This is a genomic window from Burkholderia sp. JP2-270 (genome assembly GCF_003233675.1).
GTDB classification, from domain to species: Bacteria; Pseudomonadota; Gammaproteobacteria; order Burkholderiales; family Burkholderiaceae; genus Burkholderia; species Burkholderia pyrrocinia_C.
This window is the reverse complement of sequence record NZ_CP029825.1, coordinates 876,647-891,988: the sequence shown is the minus strand read 5'-3', so window position 1 is coordinate 891,988 and position 15,342 is coordinate 876,647. Positions and strand designations below refer to the sequence as shown.

Annotated in this window: 13 protein-coding genes; 8 read left to right on the top strand and 5 right to left on the bottom strand. The window is 67.8% G+C overall.

What is annotated here, in order from left to right:
- Positions 1-37 precede the first annotated feature (37 nt).
- The 4 genes from DM992_RS21865 to fabI are packed head-to-tail and all read left to right on the top strand — an operon-like array spanning position 38 to position 4,146.
- Entirely contained in the window at positions 38-1,009 is a 972-nt protein-coding gene (locus DM992_RS21865; RefSeq protein WP_111018603.1) for a phosphate acetyltransferase, read from the top strand.
- A 10-nt stretch (positions 1,010-1,019) separates the two neighbouring features.
- Positions 1,020-2,228 carry an acetate/propionate family kinase gene (locus tag DM992_RS21860; RefSeq protein WP_111018602.1) on the top strand — a complete coding sequence of 403 codons (1,209 nt, stop codon included), beginning with the start codon at positions 1,020-1,022 and terminating at the stop codon, positions 2,226-2,228.
- An 8-nt stretch (positions 2,229-2,236) separates the two neighbouring features.
- Positions 2,237-3,358, top strand: coding sequence for an alpha/beta fold hydrolase (locus DM992_RS21855; protein ID WP_111018601.1), 1,122 nt, complete (start codon positions 2,237-2,239; stop codon positions 3,356-3,358).
- A 26-nt stretch (positions 3,359-3,384) separates the two neighbouring features.
- Complete coding sequence (gene fabI / locus DM992_RS21850; protein ID WP_111018600.1) at positions 3,385-4,146, top strand: enoyl-ACP reductase FabI; 762 nt, start codon at positions 3,385-3,387, stop codon at positions 4,144-4,146.
- 20 nt (positions 4,147-4,166) lie between these two features.
- Here the strand turns inward: fabI and DM992_RS21845 are convergent, their stop codons facing one another.
- From DM992_RS21845 to DM992_RS21835, 3 genes are all read right to left on the bottom strand, one after another.
- Positions 4,167-5,378, bottom strand: a complete 1,212-nt coding sequence (locus DM992_RS21845) for a crosslink repair DNA glycosylase YcaQ family protein (protein WP_111018599.1) — start codon at positions 5,376-5,378, stop codon at positions 4,167-4,169.
- A gap of 441 nt (positions 5,379-5,819) precedes the next feature.
- Positions 5,820-7,208, bottom strand: a complete 1,389-nt coding sequence (locus DM992_RS21840) for an MFS transporter (RefSeq protein ID WP_111018598.1) — start codon at positions 7,206-7,208, stop codon at positions 5,820-5,822.
- Between the two features lie 167 nt (positions 7,209-7,375).
- The gene (locus tag DM992_RS21835; RefSeq protein ID WP_111018597.1) at positions 7,376-7,732 is read right to left on the bottom strand and encodes a darcynin family protein; all 357 of its coding nucleotides are present in this window, start codon (positions 7,730-7,732) and stop codon (positions 7,376-7,378) included.
- A gap of 78 nt (positions 7,733-7,810) precedes the next feature.
- Here DM992_RS21835 and DM992_RS21830 point away from each other — a divergent pair, with 78 nt between their 5' ends.
- Both DM992_RS21830 and treA read left to right on the top strand, forming a co-directional pair.
- Positions 7,811-8,440: a TetR/AcrR family transcriptional regulator gene (locus DM992_RS21830; RefSeq protein ID WP_111018596.1), complete on the top strand. Its 630-nt coding sequence runs from the start codon at positions 7,811-7,813 to the stop codon at positions 8,438-8,440.
- A gap of 138 nt (positions 8,441-8,578) precedes the next feature.
- Positions 8,579-10,318: an alpha,alpha-trehalase TreA gene (treA, locus tag DM992_RS21825; protein ID WP_111018595.1), complete on the top strand. Its 1,740-nt coding sequence runs from the start codon at positions 8,579-8,581 to the stop codon at positions 10,316-10,318.
- 117 nt (positions 10,319-10,435) lie between these two features.
- On the opposite strand, the gene DM992_RS21820 is transcribed toward treA, so the two are convergent.
- Both DM992_RS21820 and DM992_RS21815 read right to left on the bottom strand, forming a co-directional pair.
- Positions 10,436-11,923 (bottom strand): carbohydrate porin, encoded by a 1,488-nt coding sequence (locus DM992_RS21820; RefSeq protein WP_111018594.1) that lies wholly within the window; start codon positions 11,921-11,923, stop codon positions 10,436-10,438.
- A 118-nt stretch (positions 11,924-12,041) separates the two neighbouring features.
- Positions 12,042-12,311: a hypothetical protein gene (locus DM992_RS21815; RefSeq protein ID WP_111018593.1), complete on the bottom strand. Its 270-nt coding sequence runs from the start codon at positions 12,309-12,311 to the stop codon at positions 12,042-12,044.
- Between the two features lie 1,059 nt (positions 12,312-13,370).
- Here DM992_RS21815 and DM992_RS42350 point away from each other — a divergent pair.
- Both DM992_RS42350 and DM992_RS21805 read left to right on the top strand, forming a co-directional pair.
- Complete coding sequence (locus DM992_RS42350) at positions 13,371-13,511, top strand: hypothetical protein (RefSeq protein WP_204356167.1); 141 nt, start codon at positions 13,371-13,373, stop codon at positions 13,509-13,511.
- A gap of 115 nt (positions 13,512-13,626) precedes the next feature.
- Positions 13,627-15,273, top strand: a complete 1,647-nt coding sequence (locus DM992_RS21805; protein ID WP_111018591.1) for an Nramp family divalent metal transporter — start codon at positions 13,627-13,629, stop codon at positions 15,271-15,273.
- Positions 15,274-15,342: the final 69 nt, after the last annotated feature.

Below are 15,342 nucleotides of genomic sequence, written 5' to 3'. Positions count from 1 at the left end.
AGAATCCGTTCATGTAATCCTCGCGAAGGGGTATTCGATGACCGATATCCGCCAGCACCAGAAGTACGACGCGCTGATTGCGCGTTGCCGCTCGCTACGCCCGGTGACGGTCGCGGTCGCGCACCCCTGCGACGAGGTATCGCTGTGCGCGGCCGTCGCCGCCGCGCGGGCCGGTATCGTCGTGCCCATCCTGGTCGGACCGACGGCGCGCATCACGGCGCTTGCCGCGACGCTCGGCATCGACCTGTCCGGCTATCGGCTCGTCGATGCGCCGCACAGCCACGCGTCGGCCGCGCGCGCCGTCGAGCTGGTGCGTTCGGGCGACGCGCAGGCGCTGATGAAGGGCAGCCTGCATACCGACGAGTTGCTGGAGGAAGTGGTGCGCGTCGATACGGGGCTGCGCACCGGGCGGCGCCTGAGCCACGTATTCATCATGGACGTGCCGACTTACCACAAGCCGTTGTTCATCACCGATGCGGCGGTCAACATCCGTCCGACGCTCGAGCAGAAGGCCGACATCGTGCAAAACGCGATCGATCTCGCGCACGCGCTCGGCATCGGGCAGCCGAAGGTCGCGATTCTGTCGGCGATCGAAACGGTCAGCTCGAAGCTGCCGTCGACGCTCGACGCGGCCGCGCTGTGCAAGATGGCCGAGCGCGGCCAGATCACCGGCGCGCTGCTCGACGGGCCGCTCGCGCTGGACAACGCGATCAGCCCCGAAGCCGCGCGGCTCAAGCATCTCGGTTCGGCGGTCGCGGGCGACGCGGACATCCTGCTCGCGCCCGACCTCGAGGCGGGCAACATGCTCGCGAAGGAGCTGACGTTCCTGGCGAACGCCGATGCGGCCGGCATCGTGCTCGGCGCGCGCGTGCCGGTGATCCTGACGAGTCGCGCCGACAGCGAACGCACGCGCCTGGCGAGCTGCGCGGTCGCGGCGCTCGTCGCGGAGGCGGCGCGCACCACGGCGGCGCTCGCGGCCGCATCGGCCGTTGCGGCCGACGCCCACTGACGGGGTTGCGATGCGGCATCCCGTTCTGGTACTCAATGCCGGCTCGTCGAGCCTCAAGTTCTCGGTCTACGACACGCGCGCGGATCGCTCGCTCGATGCGGGCCTGCACGGGCAGGTCGAGAACCTGCATGGCGCCCCGCATCTGTTCGTGGCCGACGCACACGGCGCGACGCTTGCCGACAGCCCCGTCGCGCGACCGGGGCACCAAGGCGCGATCGAAGCGCTGCACGCGTGGTTCGCGGCTCACGTCGGGCGGGAGGCCGCGTTCGACGGCGTCGGGCACCGGGTCGTGCACGGCGGTCCGTATTTCACCGCGCCGGTGCGGATCGACACGCGCGTGCTCGATGCAATAGCGTCGCTTTCGCCGCTCGCGCCGCTGCACCAGCCGCATCACGTCGACGCGATCCGCGCGGTCACCGCGGTCGCGCCGAACCTGCCGCAGGTCGCGTGTTTCGACACGGCGTTCCATTCGACGGTGCCGGCACTCGAACGGGAGTTTGCGTTGCCGCGCGCGCTGACCGAGCAAGGGATCGTGCGCTACGGTTTCCACGGGCTGTCGTACGAATACATCGCGACGGCACTCGCGGCGCTCGATCCGTCGTGGGCGCAGCGCCGGACCGTCGTCGCGCACCTCGGCAACGGCGCGAGCCTGTGCGCGCTCGCGAACGGCCGCAGCGTGGCGACGACGATGGGGTTCACGGCCGTGGACGGGCTGCCGATGGGCACGCGCACGGGCGCGCTGGACCCGGGCGTGATCCTGTACCTGCAGCGTCACGAGGGCCGCTCGCTCGACGAGGTCGAGCATCTGATCTACGAGGAATCGGGCTTGCTCGGCGTGTCCGGCGTGTCGAGCGACATGCGCACGCTGCTCGCGAGCGACGCGCCGTCGGCCGCGCACGCGGTCGAGCTGTTCGCGTACCGCGCGGCTCGCGAACTCGCCGCGCTGGCCGGCGTGCTCGGCGGTCTCGACACGCTCGTGTTCACGGCGGGCATCGGCGAGCACGCGCCGCGCGTGCGTGAACGGATCTGCAGTCGCGCGGCGTGGCTCGGCATCGCGCTCGACGACGCGGCGAACGCCGCCGGCCTGCCGGTGATTTCGAGCGACGCGTCGCGCGTGACGGTGCGCGTGATCCCGACCGACGAGAACCTGATGATCGCGCGGCACACGCGCCGCGTGCTGGACGACGCGATCCCTTCCACGCCGTATCCGACCCTGTGAAACCTTCGATGACAGCACGCGACACGTCTTCCCCTGCCGTCAGCACCCCCGCGCTGCCGATGTTCTGGCCGATGGCCGCCGCCACGGCGATGTTCGCGGCCGGTTCCGAGATCGCCGCGCGCAATCTCCGCTTCCTCGCGGAAGAGGAGAAGCTGCATTTCGAAGCGCATCCGGCGCTGGCATCGGCGAACCGGCCGTTGCTGGAACTGCGGACGATGACGTTTCGCGATTATTCGGCCGCCCAGGCGCACGGGCTGCCGACGATCGTCGATGCGCCGTACGCGGGGCACAGCGCGATGATCGCCGACTACCAGCCGGGGCAGAGCCTGATGCAGACGCTGCGCGAGCACGGCGTGACGCGTCTGTACCTGACCGACTGGCGCTCGGCCACCGAGGACATGAAGGACCTCGAGATCGACCAGTATCTGGCCGAGCTGAACGTGTGTGTCGACGAGCTCGGCGGCCGCGTGAATCTCGTCGGGCTGTGCCAGGGCGGCTGGATGTCCGCGATGTATGCGGCGCGTTTCCCGCACAAGGTCGCGAGCCTCGTGCTGGCGGGCTCGCCGATCGACACCGACGCGGGCGACGGCCCGATCAAGCGGATGGTGCATACGTATCCGACGTCGTTCTACGAGGAACTCGTGGCGATGGGCGGCGGGCTGATGCGCGGGCGCTTCATGCTGCGCGGCTGGAAGAACATGCATCCCGATCAGCACTATCTCGCCGAGCACGTCGACCTGTACGAGCATCTCGACGATCCCGAATACCTGCGCAAGCGCGAGGTGTTCGCGAACTGGTACGAAAGCCCGATCGACCTGCCGGGACGCTGGTACCTGCAGGCGATCGTGCAGATCTTCAAGGAGAACCGGCTCGCGAAGGGTACGTTCGTCGCGCTCGGGCGCACGCTCGACCTGAAGGACGTCGCGTGCCCGGCCTATCTGCTCGCGGGCGAGACCGACGACATCACGACGCCGGAGCAGGTGTTCGGGGCGCGCGACCGTCTCGGGACGCCCGCGTCGGGGATCGTGAGCCGACTCGTGCCGGGCGGTCATATCGGCCTGTTCATGGGGTCGCGCACGCTGAAGACGGTGTGGCCGGACATCGCGCGCTGGATCGCGGCGCAGCGCTAGGCCGGCGCGGATCGACAGGGGGCGACATGACGTTGCGACACAAGCGGGGGCTCGTCGTCGGCATTGCGAACGAGCAGAGCATCGCGTGGGGATGCGCGCGCGCGTTTTGCCGGGCGGGCGCCACGCTCGCGGTGACCTGGCAGTCGGAGAAGACCTTGCCGCACGTCGAGCCGCTGTTCGCGCAACTCGACGCGCCGATCCGGATGCCGCTCGACGTCGGGCGGCCCGACCAGATGGCGGCGGTGTTCGACGCGATCGCGACGCAATGGGGCGCGATCGACTTCGTGCTGCATTCGGTCGCGTATGCACCGAAGGCCGATCTGCACGGCCGCGTCGTCGACAGCTCGCCGGAAGGTTTTGCGTTGGCGATGGATACCTCGTGCCATTCGTTCATCCGGATGGCGAGGCTCGCCGAGCCGCTGATGACGCAGGGCGGGAGCCTGATGGCGATGAGCTATCTCGGCGCGGAGCAGGTCGTCGCGAACTACGGGGTGATGGGGCCGGTCAAGGCCGCGCTCGAATCGAGCGTGCGGTACCTGGCGGCCGAACTCGGCGGCACGGGCATTCGGGTCAACGCGATTTCGCCGGGCGCGCTGCCGACGCGCGCGGCATCGGGCCTGCCGGACTTCGACCGCCTGCTCGACGACACCGCGCGCCGGGCGCCGCTGCATCACGCGCTGGACATCGACGACGTCGGCGCGTTCTGCGCGTTCCTTGCGAGCGACGGCGCACGGGCGATCACGGGCGGCACGCACTATATCGACGCCGGCATGCACATGCTCGGCTAGCGTGCCGGCGGCATGCGGCGTCAGGTTTGCGCGAATGCCTGCACGAGGGCCGGCGGCGCGTGCGCAACCGCGACCTCCGGCGTGCCGTGCCACGCCGCGAGCTTCTTCACGGCCTTCGCGACGTCGGCCGCGAGCCCCGTGCCGAACCGCACGCCCGGCTCGACATGCACGGCCTTCAGTTCGAACGTGCCGAGCGTGCGATGCGCTTTCGCGTCGACGCGGCCGACCAGCCGGCCGCGATGCAGCACGGGCAGGCAGAAATAGCCGTAGCGCCGTTTGTGCCCGGGCGTATAGCACTCGATCGTGTAGTCGAAACCGAACAGCGTCGATGCGCGCCGCCTGTCCCATACGACCGGGTCGAACGGCGACAGCAGCGTCGTGACCGTCGAGCGCAGCGTGTCGGCCTCGGCGGCCGCCAGCAATGCGTCGAGCGAGCGATGCACGTAAGCCTGTTCCTTCCAGTCGTCGATCTGCACCGGAATCAGGTCGCCCGCATCCGCGAGCCGTTCCAGCTCCTCGCGATACGAACGGCGCGGCAGCCGGTAATAGTCAGCCACCCAGTCCGCGCGCACGACGCCGAGCGCGCGGCACGTGTAGTCGAGCAGCGCGGGCAGCACGGCTTCGCGCGGCGGCAGGTCGCGCGTGTCGTCCCAGCCGGGCAGCACGCGTTCGCGCACGTCGTACACGCGCTGGAAATTGCGGCGTTCCGACACCATCAGGTCGCCCGTCGTGAACAGCACTTCCAGGTGACGCTTCTCGGGCTTGCGGTCCCACCAGCCGTTACCCTTCACGCCATCTTCCCGGACGAAATCGGCCGATCGCACCGGGCCGTCGTCGCGAATCCGCGCGAGCAGCCGCTCGATCTCGTCGCGATTCTGCGCGTGCCACTCGGCCGCGTATTTCCAGCCCATCCCCGACGGATCGAGCATCTTGTAGCGCATCAGGCCGAACTGCTCGATCGGCAGGAAACACGCTTCGTGCGACCAGTATTCGAACAGGCGCGCCTCGGCGAGATGTTCGTCGAGCCACTGCGGCGAGAAATCGCCGAGGCGGCTGAACAGCACGAGATACGGGCTGCGCGCGACGACATGAATGGTGTCGATCTGCAACTGCGCCATCCGGCGGATCGTGTCGAGCACGTCGGCCTTGGTTGCCTTGCGGCGGGGCGGCGTCAGCAGGCCCTGCGCGGCGAGATGCAGCGCGCGGGCGGCGGCGGGCGAGAGCTTAAGCATCGGAAGGGCGGGTGAGGGTGGCGGTCGGCGACCACTTTAGCGCGAAAGCGGCGCGTGCGTGCGACGCGCCGATGCAACGCGTCTGACAATGCTTGACAGATGCGTTTCGCAAGTTTCCCTATAGTGCAGAGCATGGCGCGACGACAAGTGCGCGCAACGATTCCGCTTCCGACGCACATATGTCCATGGCACGCAGGAAGCGAATCCGGGATTCTCAACCCCCATCGGGAGACCCGGAGCCCTGAGCGGACATCCATGCGGCTGTGCACCGGCCCCGTGTGGATGTCCGCTGATTTTTTTGTTTTTCCGGTTTTTCGCCGGCTGCCGCGCGACGTGTCATGCCGCGGTACTCGCCTCTCCGGGCCGCAGCGCGCGGGACAGATCGTCGCGTTTTGCCGCGCCGCAACGCGGCGAGCCGAAATGCTTGCCGCTTGTTGCCACTTATTGCCGCTTGCCGCGCGCGACTTCGTCGCCGGCGCCGGGCGGCAGCCGCCGCGTGATCGGAATCGATGCGAACGAGCACAGCCCGACCACGACGAACGCGGGCCAGAAATCCGACCACACCATCGTCTGGTGGCCCTGCAGCCAGTGCGACACGTGCAGCACGATGCCGGCCACCGTCACGCCGAGCCCGAGCGACATCTGCTGCACCACGCTGCCGAGGCTCGTGGCGCGCCCCGCGTCGCGCGGCGAGATGTCCGCGTAGATCATCGAGTTCAGGCTCGTGAACTGCAGCGCGGGGAAGATGCCGCCGACGAGCACGATCAGCCAGATCGCCCAGGTCGCCATGCCGGGATGGAACACGCCATAGGCGGCGATCGCGAGCCCCGCGAATGCCGCGTTGTAGATCAGCACCGTGCGAAAGCCGAAGCGGCGCAGCGTATGCGTGGCCGTCGAGCGGCTCATCGCGCCGCCGAGCGCGGACGCGCACGTGATGAGCCCCGAATGGAACGCGCTCATGCCGAGCCCTTCCTGCAGCGCGAGCGGCAGCAGGAACGGCACCGCGCCGAGGCCGATGCGGAACAGCGACCCGCCGACGACGCTCGCGTGGTAGGTCGGGATCTTCAGAAAACTGAGGTCGAGCACCGGGCGCTCCTTGCGGCGCGCGTACGGCACGTAGAGCGCGAGCAGCACGGTGCCGGCCACGCACATGACGATCGCGTTCGAGCGCGAGGTGAGCGAGCCGTCGAGCAGCGTAAGGCCCATCAGCAGCAACGCGGCGCCGCTTGCCGACAGCAGGAAGCCGAACCAGTCGAGCGGGCCCGGATCGGGCTCGTGCGTGTTCGCGATGTGCTTGCTCGCGAGATAGATCCCGTAGATGCCGATCGGCACGTTGATGAAGAAGATCATCCGCCAGTGCAGGTAGGTCGTGATGAAGCCGCCGACGAGCGGCCCGACCGTGGGCCCGAACAACGCGGGAATCGCGAGGTAGTTCATCGCGCGCACGAGATCCGAGCGCGGCACCGCGCGGAAGATGATGATGCGGCCGACGGGCACCATCATCGCGCCGCCGACGCCTTGGATGAAGCGCGCGAACGTGAGCACGCCGAGGGAACCGGAGGCCGCGCACATCAGCGAGCCGACGACGAAGATGCCGATTGCCGTACGGAAGACGGAGCGTGCGCCGAAGCGGTCGGCGAGCCAGCCGCAGATCGGGATGAACACGCCGAGCCCGACCACGTAGGCCGTGATCGCAACGTTCAGCGTGACGGGGTTGTGCCCGAAGTCCCTTGCCATCGCGGGCAGCGCGGTGACGATGATGTTCGCGTCGACGCTTTCCATGAACAACGCACAGGCAACGATGAGCGGTGCTAGAAAGACGGGCGACATGGGCTGGGCGCGCGGTAAAGACGTCATTATGCCCACATTGTTGCCGATGCGTCACGCACGACAACACTTGTTCCGCATGTTGCAACAGTCGTCCTTCCCGGCGCGGGACCGGAAAGAACGACTGCGCAATCGTGACGCCTGCGCCGCGTTTGCGTGCGGCCAACCGCTTAGCCGGCGGACAGCGCGGCCTCGCCGTAGTTGGACGCATACGCGTTCTCGACGCCCGGCAGGATCTCGACGATGTCGAAGTAGCGATCCCAGAACGGCGTCTCGCGCAGCGCCTCGACCACGAGCTCGTACGCGTGGCGATCGTGTGCGTCCCAGACCCACACGTCGGTCACGCGTGCCGAGTAGAACTCGGTGTCGTAGAAGCGCAGCGATACGCGTTCGCCATGCGTTTTCAGGATCGGCTCGATGTGTTCGCGCAGCAGCCGGAAGCGCTCGGGCACCGGGAAGCCGAGCCATTCGGGACGCGTTTTGACGAGCATGAACACGGTGAGCGGGGTCGAGGTTTGCTGGGTCATGTGGATTCCTTTTGACGGAGTGGAAAGGCATTTCTAGAATATGAGCGTTTGCTCACATTTGAAACTCGCATTCCAGCCATGCCCGAATCGTCTTCGCGAATTCCGCTTTCGCCCCGCAAGGCGCCGCGTCAGCGCCGTTCGGTTGCCACCGTCGACGCAATCGTCGAGGCCGCCGCTCGCATTCTGGAGCGCGACGGCTTCGACGGTTACACGACGAACGCGGTTGCGGCGCTGGCTGGCGTGAGCATCGGCTCGCTCTATCAATACTTCCCGAATCGCGATGCGCTGACTGCCGCGCTCGCCGAGCGCGAGAGTGCGCATCTGCTCGACGATGTCGAGCGGGCGGCCGCGCTGTCGTCGTGCGACGACGTGCTGCGCGCGCTGGTGCGTGCGGCCGTCACGCACCAGATGCGCCGGCCCGTGCTCGCGCGGCTGATCGATTTCGAAGAGGCGCGGCTGCCGCTCGGTGTGCGCACCGAGCGCGTCGCGGATCGTATTCGATCGACGCTGCTGCATGCGCTCGGCCTGCGCGATGCGCCGCGCGTCGTCGGGCCCGAGGTCGTCGCGCACGATCTGCTCGCGATCGTGAAAGGGATCGTCGATGCGGCGGGTGCGCGCGGCGAAACCGATGCGGATGCGCTCGAAGCGCGTGCGTGGCGGGCCGTGCGCGGTTATCTGCGTGAGTCGCGAGAATCGAAACTTGCTTGATGCGCACGTTTCGTGCGACAGTCGGGCCCAATCGCAACACAACACATGACGCGCATCGATCGAGGGCCATCGAGACGAGCGCGCGCGCGAACGAGACCTCGTGCCGAGCCACTCACCATCGAAAGGAGGGGACACGTCATGACGTCACGTCGTGCCGCATCGATTGCATCTCGCTTCTCACGTCGCTTCTCGCCTCATCATGCAACGCGTCATGCACCGCCCGCGCCGCATCTGCGCTGGGCCGCCGCACTGGCCGTTGCGTATCTCGCCGTCGCCGGCTGCGCCGCGCAAGCCGACAATGCGAACCAGGCCGCCGCTCAGGCGGCCAGCCAGTCGGCCGTGCCGACCGCGGCCGCGATTGCCGGCCCCGCGTCGGGCACGCTGCTGCCGCCGCCGAGCCAGCTCTACGGCGACCTGTTCGTCGCGGTGCAGACCGCGCAGATCTATCCCGACCAGAAGACCTTCGTCGACGCGACGCCCGATACCGATCCCGCGACGATCGTGCAGTTGTATCAGCAACAGAAATCGCAGCCGGGCTTCTCGCTGAAGACGTTCGTCGGCCAGCACTTCACGCCGCCCCCGGAAGGCGGCGTGACGCCGCCGCCGAACCAGACGCTGCGCCAGCACATCGACTGGCTGTGGCCGCAGCTCACGCGCACGAGCGCAACGGTGCCGCCGTACAGTTCGCTGATTCCGCTGCCGAAGCCGTACGTCGTGCCGGGTGGCCGCTTCCGCGAAGGCTACTACTGGGATACCTATTTCACGATGCTCGGGCTGCAGGTGTCGGGGCGCGAGGATCTCGTCGACGACATGCTCGACAACTTCGCGCACCTGATCGACACGATCGGGCACATCCCGAACGGCAACCGCACGTACTACGCGAGCCGGTCGCAGCCGCCGTTCTTCGCGTACATGGTTACGCTCGCCGCGCAGGCCGAAGGCGACAAGGTCTACCAGAAATACCTGCCCCAACTGCGCAAGGAGCATGCGTACTGGATGCAGGGCGAAACCACGACGCCGCGCGGGCAGGCCGCGCGCAACGTGGTCGCGATGCCCGACGGCGCGGTGCTGAACCGCTACTGGGATGCGAGCGACACGCCGCGCGACGAGTCGTATCTGGAGGACGTGACGACCGCGAAGTCCGCGCCCGGCCGTCCGGCGAGTGACGTGTACCGCGACCTGCGCGCGGGCGCCGAAAGCGGCTGGGACTACAGCTCGCGCTGGTTCGGCGACGGCAAGACGCTCGCGACGATCCGCACGACGTCGATCGTGCCGGTCGACCTGAACAGCCTGATGTTCCGTCTCGAGACGACGATCGTGAAGGGCTGCGCGGTCACGCGCGACGTCGCGTGCGTGACCGACTTCGCGGGGCGCGCGGCGCGGCGTGCGGCCGCGATCAACCACTATTTGTGGAACCGCCGCGGCTACTACGGCGACTACGACTGGCAGTTGCGCAAGCCGCGCGACGGCGTGACGGCGGCCGCGCTGTATCCGCTGTTCGCGGGCGTCGCATGGCCCGAGCGTGCGAAGGCGACCGCGCGCGAGGTGCGCAAGACGCTGCTGAAACCGGGCGGCCTCGCGACGACGACCGAGAATACGGGCCAGCAGTGGGACGCGCCGAACGGCTGGGCGCCGCTGCAGTGGATCGCGATCGACGGGCTGCGTCGTTATGGTGAACCGGCGCTCGCGAAGGACATCGGCACGCGTTTCCTGTCCGACGTGAAGCATGTGTATGCAACCGAAGGCAAGCTCGTCGAGAAGTACGTGGTCGAAGGCTCGGGCACGGGCGGCGGCGGTGGCGGCGAATATCCGCTGCAGGACGGCTTCGGCTGGACCAACGGCGTCACGCTGAAACTGCTCGGGCTGTACGGCGAGTGACGCGCGGCGAGTGATGCACGGCGGCGCACCGCGCGCTGCAAACGAACGCACGGGCCGGACTGTCGCGCAAGCGGCCGTCCGGCCCGTTTTCGTTTCCGCTTTCGCACGCGGCTTGTGTCAGAACGTGATCGTCGTGCGCACGCCGACCACCGTTTCGTCGCCGATGCGCGCACCCGCCGCGTTCGGGTTCGGGATGCCGCCGCCCGGGCGGAAGAAGTGCTGCAGGTCGGCCTGCAGTTGCCACCACGGCGCGACCTGGTACTGGTAGGTCGCCTCGACGACCGTCTCCGCCCGGCGCACCGGATAACCGGGCGTCGTGTAGGTGCCGGTGTCGCCGTCCAGGCCACGCGCATGCGAGCCGATCTTCGCGTAGCCGACCGCGAGGCCCGCGACGTCGTTGTCGCGCCCCTTGAACGGCGCCTTCAGCGTCACGCCTGCATTGGCGGCGAAATCGACGATATTGCGATCGCCCGGCGCGCCCATCACGCGCGCGAACACGCCGACCGAGCGCGGGCTGTCGTCCGACGGCCGCCATACCATCTGGTCCGCGACCGCATAGAACCCGTAGTTGCCGCGGTGTGTGGCCGGCATGCCGTTGCTCGCCGGATTCGCGAGCGACAGGCCGTCGGTGCCGTAGCGCGGATCGTTCGCATGCTGCGACTGATACCAGAAGCCGAGCTTGTAGGTGCCCGGCAGGCCGGCCGGTTGCGGCGCCTTCGGGTCGGCCGGCGGCGCGTTCAGCGCGTACTGCACTTCGCCGATCACGAACGCGCCGCTGCGCAGGTTGAAGTTGGTGCCGTGCGCGTTCAGCACCTGCGCGTCGCCGTCGGTGCGACCGGCCGGGTTGCCGTCGAATACGCCCACCATCGCGGTCCATGCGTCGGCCGGCTTCACGCGCAGCCGCACGCCGAGCGACGACAGCGGATACGCGGGGCCGCCGGCCGGCAGGTCGGTGGAAGGCAGCACGGGCCAGCCGAACGTGGCGTTCATGAAGGTCGCCGCGTTCTGGCTCACCATGAACTCCTGGTCGACGCTCTGCTGGCCGACCTTCACGTCGACCTTGCCGTCGAGCAACGACTGCTGGTACCAGAGCTCCCACAGGCGCGTGGTCGAATTCGCCTCGATGCCGGTCGCGGTCTGCAGCGTCTGCAGGTAGCGCTGCGTGGCGTTGGTGCCGTGGATCTGCAGCGCCGACACGTTGAACGTGCCGCCCGGCAGACCGATCGCCTTGCCGGTGTCGACGTTGAAGCCGAATTGCGTGAGCCCCTGGTAGGCGCCGCCGCGCTTCGTGCCACCGGACGTGTTGTACAGGTACTCGCTGGTTTCCTGCAGGCTCAGCGTGACGCCGTGATCGTCGAGCAGGTCGCGCAGGCCGCCCATGTTGCCGAGCAGGTTCGAGCGCTCCCAGAAGCCGGTGGGAGCGGGCGCGGCGGCGTCGGCGGCCGGTGGTGCGGGCGCGGCGGCGTCGCTCGCGCCGGCCGCCGGTTCGGCCGCGGCCGGCAGCGCCGATTGCGCGAACGCGGGCGCGGCGGCGAGCGACAGCAGCAGCGTGGCGAGCGCATTGACGCGCGGCTTGCGCGGAACGGGTTCGAGATGGTTCTTCATGCGGATTCCGTTGGCGATTTGATTAGATAGACTGAAGAAAAGAAGATGCGATGCGGGAAGCGTGGCGAGGCGATCGCGCGGCGGCACATGGCGCGTGGCGCCACCGCGCGCCGAGGGCTTACGGCAACCAGCCGCCTACGCGCCACACCTGCGCGAAGCCGAGGCGCGAAGCAGCCGAGCATAGCAGCGCGGCGAGCGCGACCGCGGCCGCCATCACGGGGGCCAGTATGCAGTCGAGCGGGCGCGGTGCCGCCGGCACGTGGGCGAGTGCCGCGCCGCGCCAGTTGCCGAACGCATGGGCGAGCGGCGAGAGGCCGGAACCGAACGAGCGGTTGCACGCGACGTGCACGATGCGCTTGAGTCTGACCGCGAACGATTGAATGAACATGACGCTGCCTCCGTCCGGTCCGGCGGATGCCGGACGACGTGATCGAGCGCGGGCGCATGACGCGGCCTGCGATCGGAGGTTGGAACATAACGGAGCGTGCGGCTGATGAACCGGCGATGGCCGGCCCGGGAGGAAGCGCGCTAACCCGACGAATGCGAGTTAGCGGCGAAAGACATGCGTCTGGCTGCTATCTCGCGATGGCTTGGCCGGCCTGGACCGGCATCGAACTGCAACTAGAGCATGTGTCCATGGAGGGATTCCCTTGATGAATTGGGGCGGATTGTAGTCGTGACTTTTGCTGCGGTGCAAGTAAAAATCGCACGAAAGACGATGCGTGTGGTGTGCGAGTCGCAGCGCACCTGGTGGCACGAACAGCGCGCTTGGCGGGGCGCCCGCCGTTGTTCGCACGCATCGACGCGTGACCGCTTCGTGACGTGCTGAAAGGTTTCGGTACGTCATTTCAAGGGCAAATCTTTCAGCGCCGCAAAGCGGGAAGTTTATTTCGGGAAATGGGGTTTGGAGGGGTTGACTTCACTTTCGGGCGGTTCATAAAATTCCGCATCTTCACTCTTGGGGCCGCCGCCTTGGACGCCTGCAGTAGTCGATCTTCGAACGAAATTTCCGCCTGAGCGACCGACGTCCGCGCCTCTTCGAAGCCGCCGTTTGTCCCCCCGGCAAACGGTGCGCGCAGCAGTATTCCGCAGCAACTCCCTACGTGCACCCTGATTCGCGCCGGTTAGCGTGATGCGTTTTCGCATGCGTTGCCCGGTTTCACCGCCGCCTGGCAGGCGGCCGCGTTCGCGCACGCCTTGTTCAGGCTCGCGAATGCCGGCCCGCAAGCCGGACGGCGGTCAATCGTGTTCCCCGGAACACAGCACAGGAGCCGCCATGAACGACAGTGACAGTTGTCCCTTATGCCCGTTGCACGCACCGACCCTTTCGAACCCGGGTCGCAGGGACACTCCGGCCGACTAGCCTGACACGTCGTTCAGGCCCCCGGACTGGCCCCGCGCCCACCACGCGGCCGGCACGCCCGCCGTCACCGCACGGAGCCAGACCATGAACTTCGGCCTTCTGCTGTCGAACCTGCCGCACGTCGCGGAATCGCGCAACCATTACGACGCGATGCTGACGCTCGATGCCCGTCCGCGGGTGTTCTCCCGCCTGCTGAACCAGCTGAAATCGTTGATTCGCCACTGAAGAAGCGCCGAGCGCGCCTCGGCATGCGCACGCGCGGCTGCCTGCGGGCAAGCCCCGCGTACGCATCCCAAGGTCACACGCTCATCGGATAACCATTAGCCGTACGGAACACATCATGTCCACGCCATCCAACGTCTCTCCACCGATCGTCGCGGAACGCAGCGCCGTGCTCGACGAAGCCCATGTCGGCGACATCCGCGGCGCGCTCGGCACGATCGCGCATCACGACACCGCCGCGCGCGGCACGTGGTGGGCGCGGCTGCGAACGCTGCTCGCGATCATCGGCCCGGGCCTCATCGTGATGGTCGGCGACAACGACGCAGGCGCATTCGGCACCTATACGCAGGCCGGCCAGAACTACGGCACGACGCTGCTGTGGACGCTGCTGCTGCTCGTGCCCGTGCTGTACGTGAACCAGGAAATGGTGCTGCGCCTCGGCGCGGTCACGGGCGTCGGCCATGCACGCCTGATCTTCGAGCGCTTCGGCAAGTTCTGGGGCGCGTTCAGCGTGATCGACCTGTTCCTGCTCAATGCGTTGACGATCGTCACCGAGTTCATCGGCATCACGTTCGTGCTGGATTTCTTCGGATTGCCTAAGGTGGCCGGCGTGTGCGTGGCCGCCGCGCTGACGATGGCCGCGGTGAGTACCGGCGATTTCAGGCGCTTCGAGCGGTTTGCGATCGGGCTGTGCGTGCTGAGCCTGCTGCTGGTGCCGGTGCTCGTGTCGATCCATCCGCCCGTCGCGCAGATGACGCGCGATTTCCTCGTGCCGAACTGGCCAGTGCACGCGAAGCTGTCGGACGTGATGCTGCTCGTGATCGGCATCGTCGGCACGACGGTCGCGCCGTGGCAGCTGTTCTTCCAGCAGAGCTACGTGATCGACAAGCGCATCACGCCGCGCTTCATGAAGTATGAAAAGGTCGACCTGTGGATCGGCATCGCATTCGTGCTGATCGGCGCGGTCGCGATGATCGGCTTCAGCGCCGCGCTGTTCGGCGGGCATCCGGAAGCCGGCAACTTCACCGATGCGGGCGGCATCATCGCGGGCCTCGAGAAGTATGCGGGCCGCACTGGCGCGACGCTATTCGCGGTGGCGCTGCTCGACGCGTGCATCATCGGCGCGGCGGCCGTGTCGCTGTCGACCGCGTATGCGATCGGCGACGTGTTCAAGATCCGCCATTCGCTGCACCGCGGCGTGTCCGATGCGAAGGGCTTCTATCTCGTGTACTTCGGCATCGTCGCGGCCGCGGCCACGCTGGTGCTGATCCCGGGCAGCCCGCTCGGCCTGCTGACCGAAGCCGTGCAGACGCTCGCGGGCGTGCTGCTGCCGAGCGCGACGGTGTTCCTGCTCGTGCTGTGCAACGACCGCCAGGTGCTTGGGCCCTGGGTCAACTCGACGAAGCTCAACGTGTTCACGGGCGCGGTGATCTGGGTGCTCGTGCTGCTGTCGATCATCCTGACCGCGTCGGTGATGTATCCGGACATCAGCGGCGAAGCGATCGTCGACGTGCTGGTGGGCGGCACCGTGCTCGCGATTGCCGGCTATCTCGCGACGGTGCTGATTCGCCGCCACAAGCGCGTCGTCGAACCGGGGCTCGATCGCTCGCTGCGCGACACGTGGCGCATGCCGCCGCTCGACACGCTCGAGCCGCAGAACATGACGCTCGCGACGCGGATCTGGATGGCCGTGCTGCGCGGCTATCTGGTGATCGCAGTCGGTCTCGTGATCGTCAAGGTCGTGCAGATGACGCTGCTGAAGTAACGCGGATCGTCTGCGAGGAAGCGGCGCCGGACCCGGCACCGCGCCGCAACCCATACATGCCGGCCCGCG

Coding starts and splice junctions, on each gene's coding strand:
- DM992_RS21820 (WP_111018594.1), bottom strand. CDS start 11,923: ATGAAGAACCATCTCGAACCCGTTCCGCGCAAGCCGCGCGTCAATGCG.
- DM992_RS42350 (WP_204356167.1), top strand. CDS start 13,371: ATGAACTTCGGCCTTCTGCTGTCGAACCTGCCGCACGTCGCGGAATCG.
- DM992_RS21845 (WP_111018599.1), bottom strand. CDS start 5,378: ATGCTTAAGCTCTCGCCCGCCGCCGCCCGCGCGCTGCATCTCGCCGCG.
- DM992_RS21830 (WP_111018596.1), top strand. CDS start 7,811: ATGCCCGAATCGTCTTCGCGAATTCCGCTTTCGCCCCGCAAGGCGCCG.
- treA (WP_111018595.1), top strand. CDS start 8,579: ATGACGTCACGTCGTGCCGCATCGATTGCATCTCGCTTCTCACGTCGC.
- DM992_RS21805 (WP_111018591.1), top strand. CDS start 13,627: ATGTCCACGCCATCCAACGTCTCTCCACCGATCGTCGCGGAACGCAGC.
- DM992_RS21855 (WP_111018601.1), top strand. CDS start 2,237: ATGACAGCACGCGACACGTCTTCCCCTGCCGTCAGCACCCCCGCGCTG.
- fabI (WP_111018600.1), top strand. CDS start 3,385: ATGACGTTGCGACACAAGCGGGGGCTCGTCGTCGGCATTGCGAACGAG.
- DM992_RS21865 (WP_111018603.1), top strand. CDS start 38: ATGACCGATATCCGCCAGCACCAGAAGTACGACGCGCTGATTGCGCGT.
- DM992_RS21815 (WP_111018593.1), bottom strand. CDS start 12,311: ATGTTCATTCAATCGTTCGCGGTCAGACTCAAGCGCATCGTGCACGTC.
- DM992_RS21840 (WP_111018598.1), bottom strand. CDS start 7,208: ATGTCGCCCGTCTTTCTAGCACCGCTCATCGTTGCCTGTGCGTTGTTC.
- DM992_RS21860 (WP_111018602.1), top strand. CDS start 1,020: ATGCGGCATCCCGTTCTGGTACTCAATGCCGGCTCGTCGAGCCTCAAG.
- DM992_RS21835 (WP_111018597.1), bottom strand. CDS start 7,732: ATGACCCAGCAAACCTCGACCCCGCTCACCGTGTTCATGCTCGTCAAA.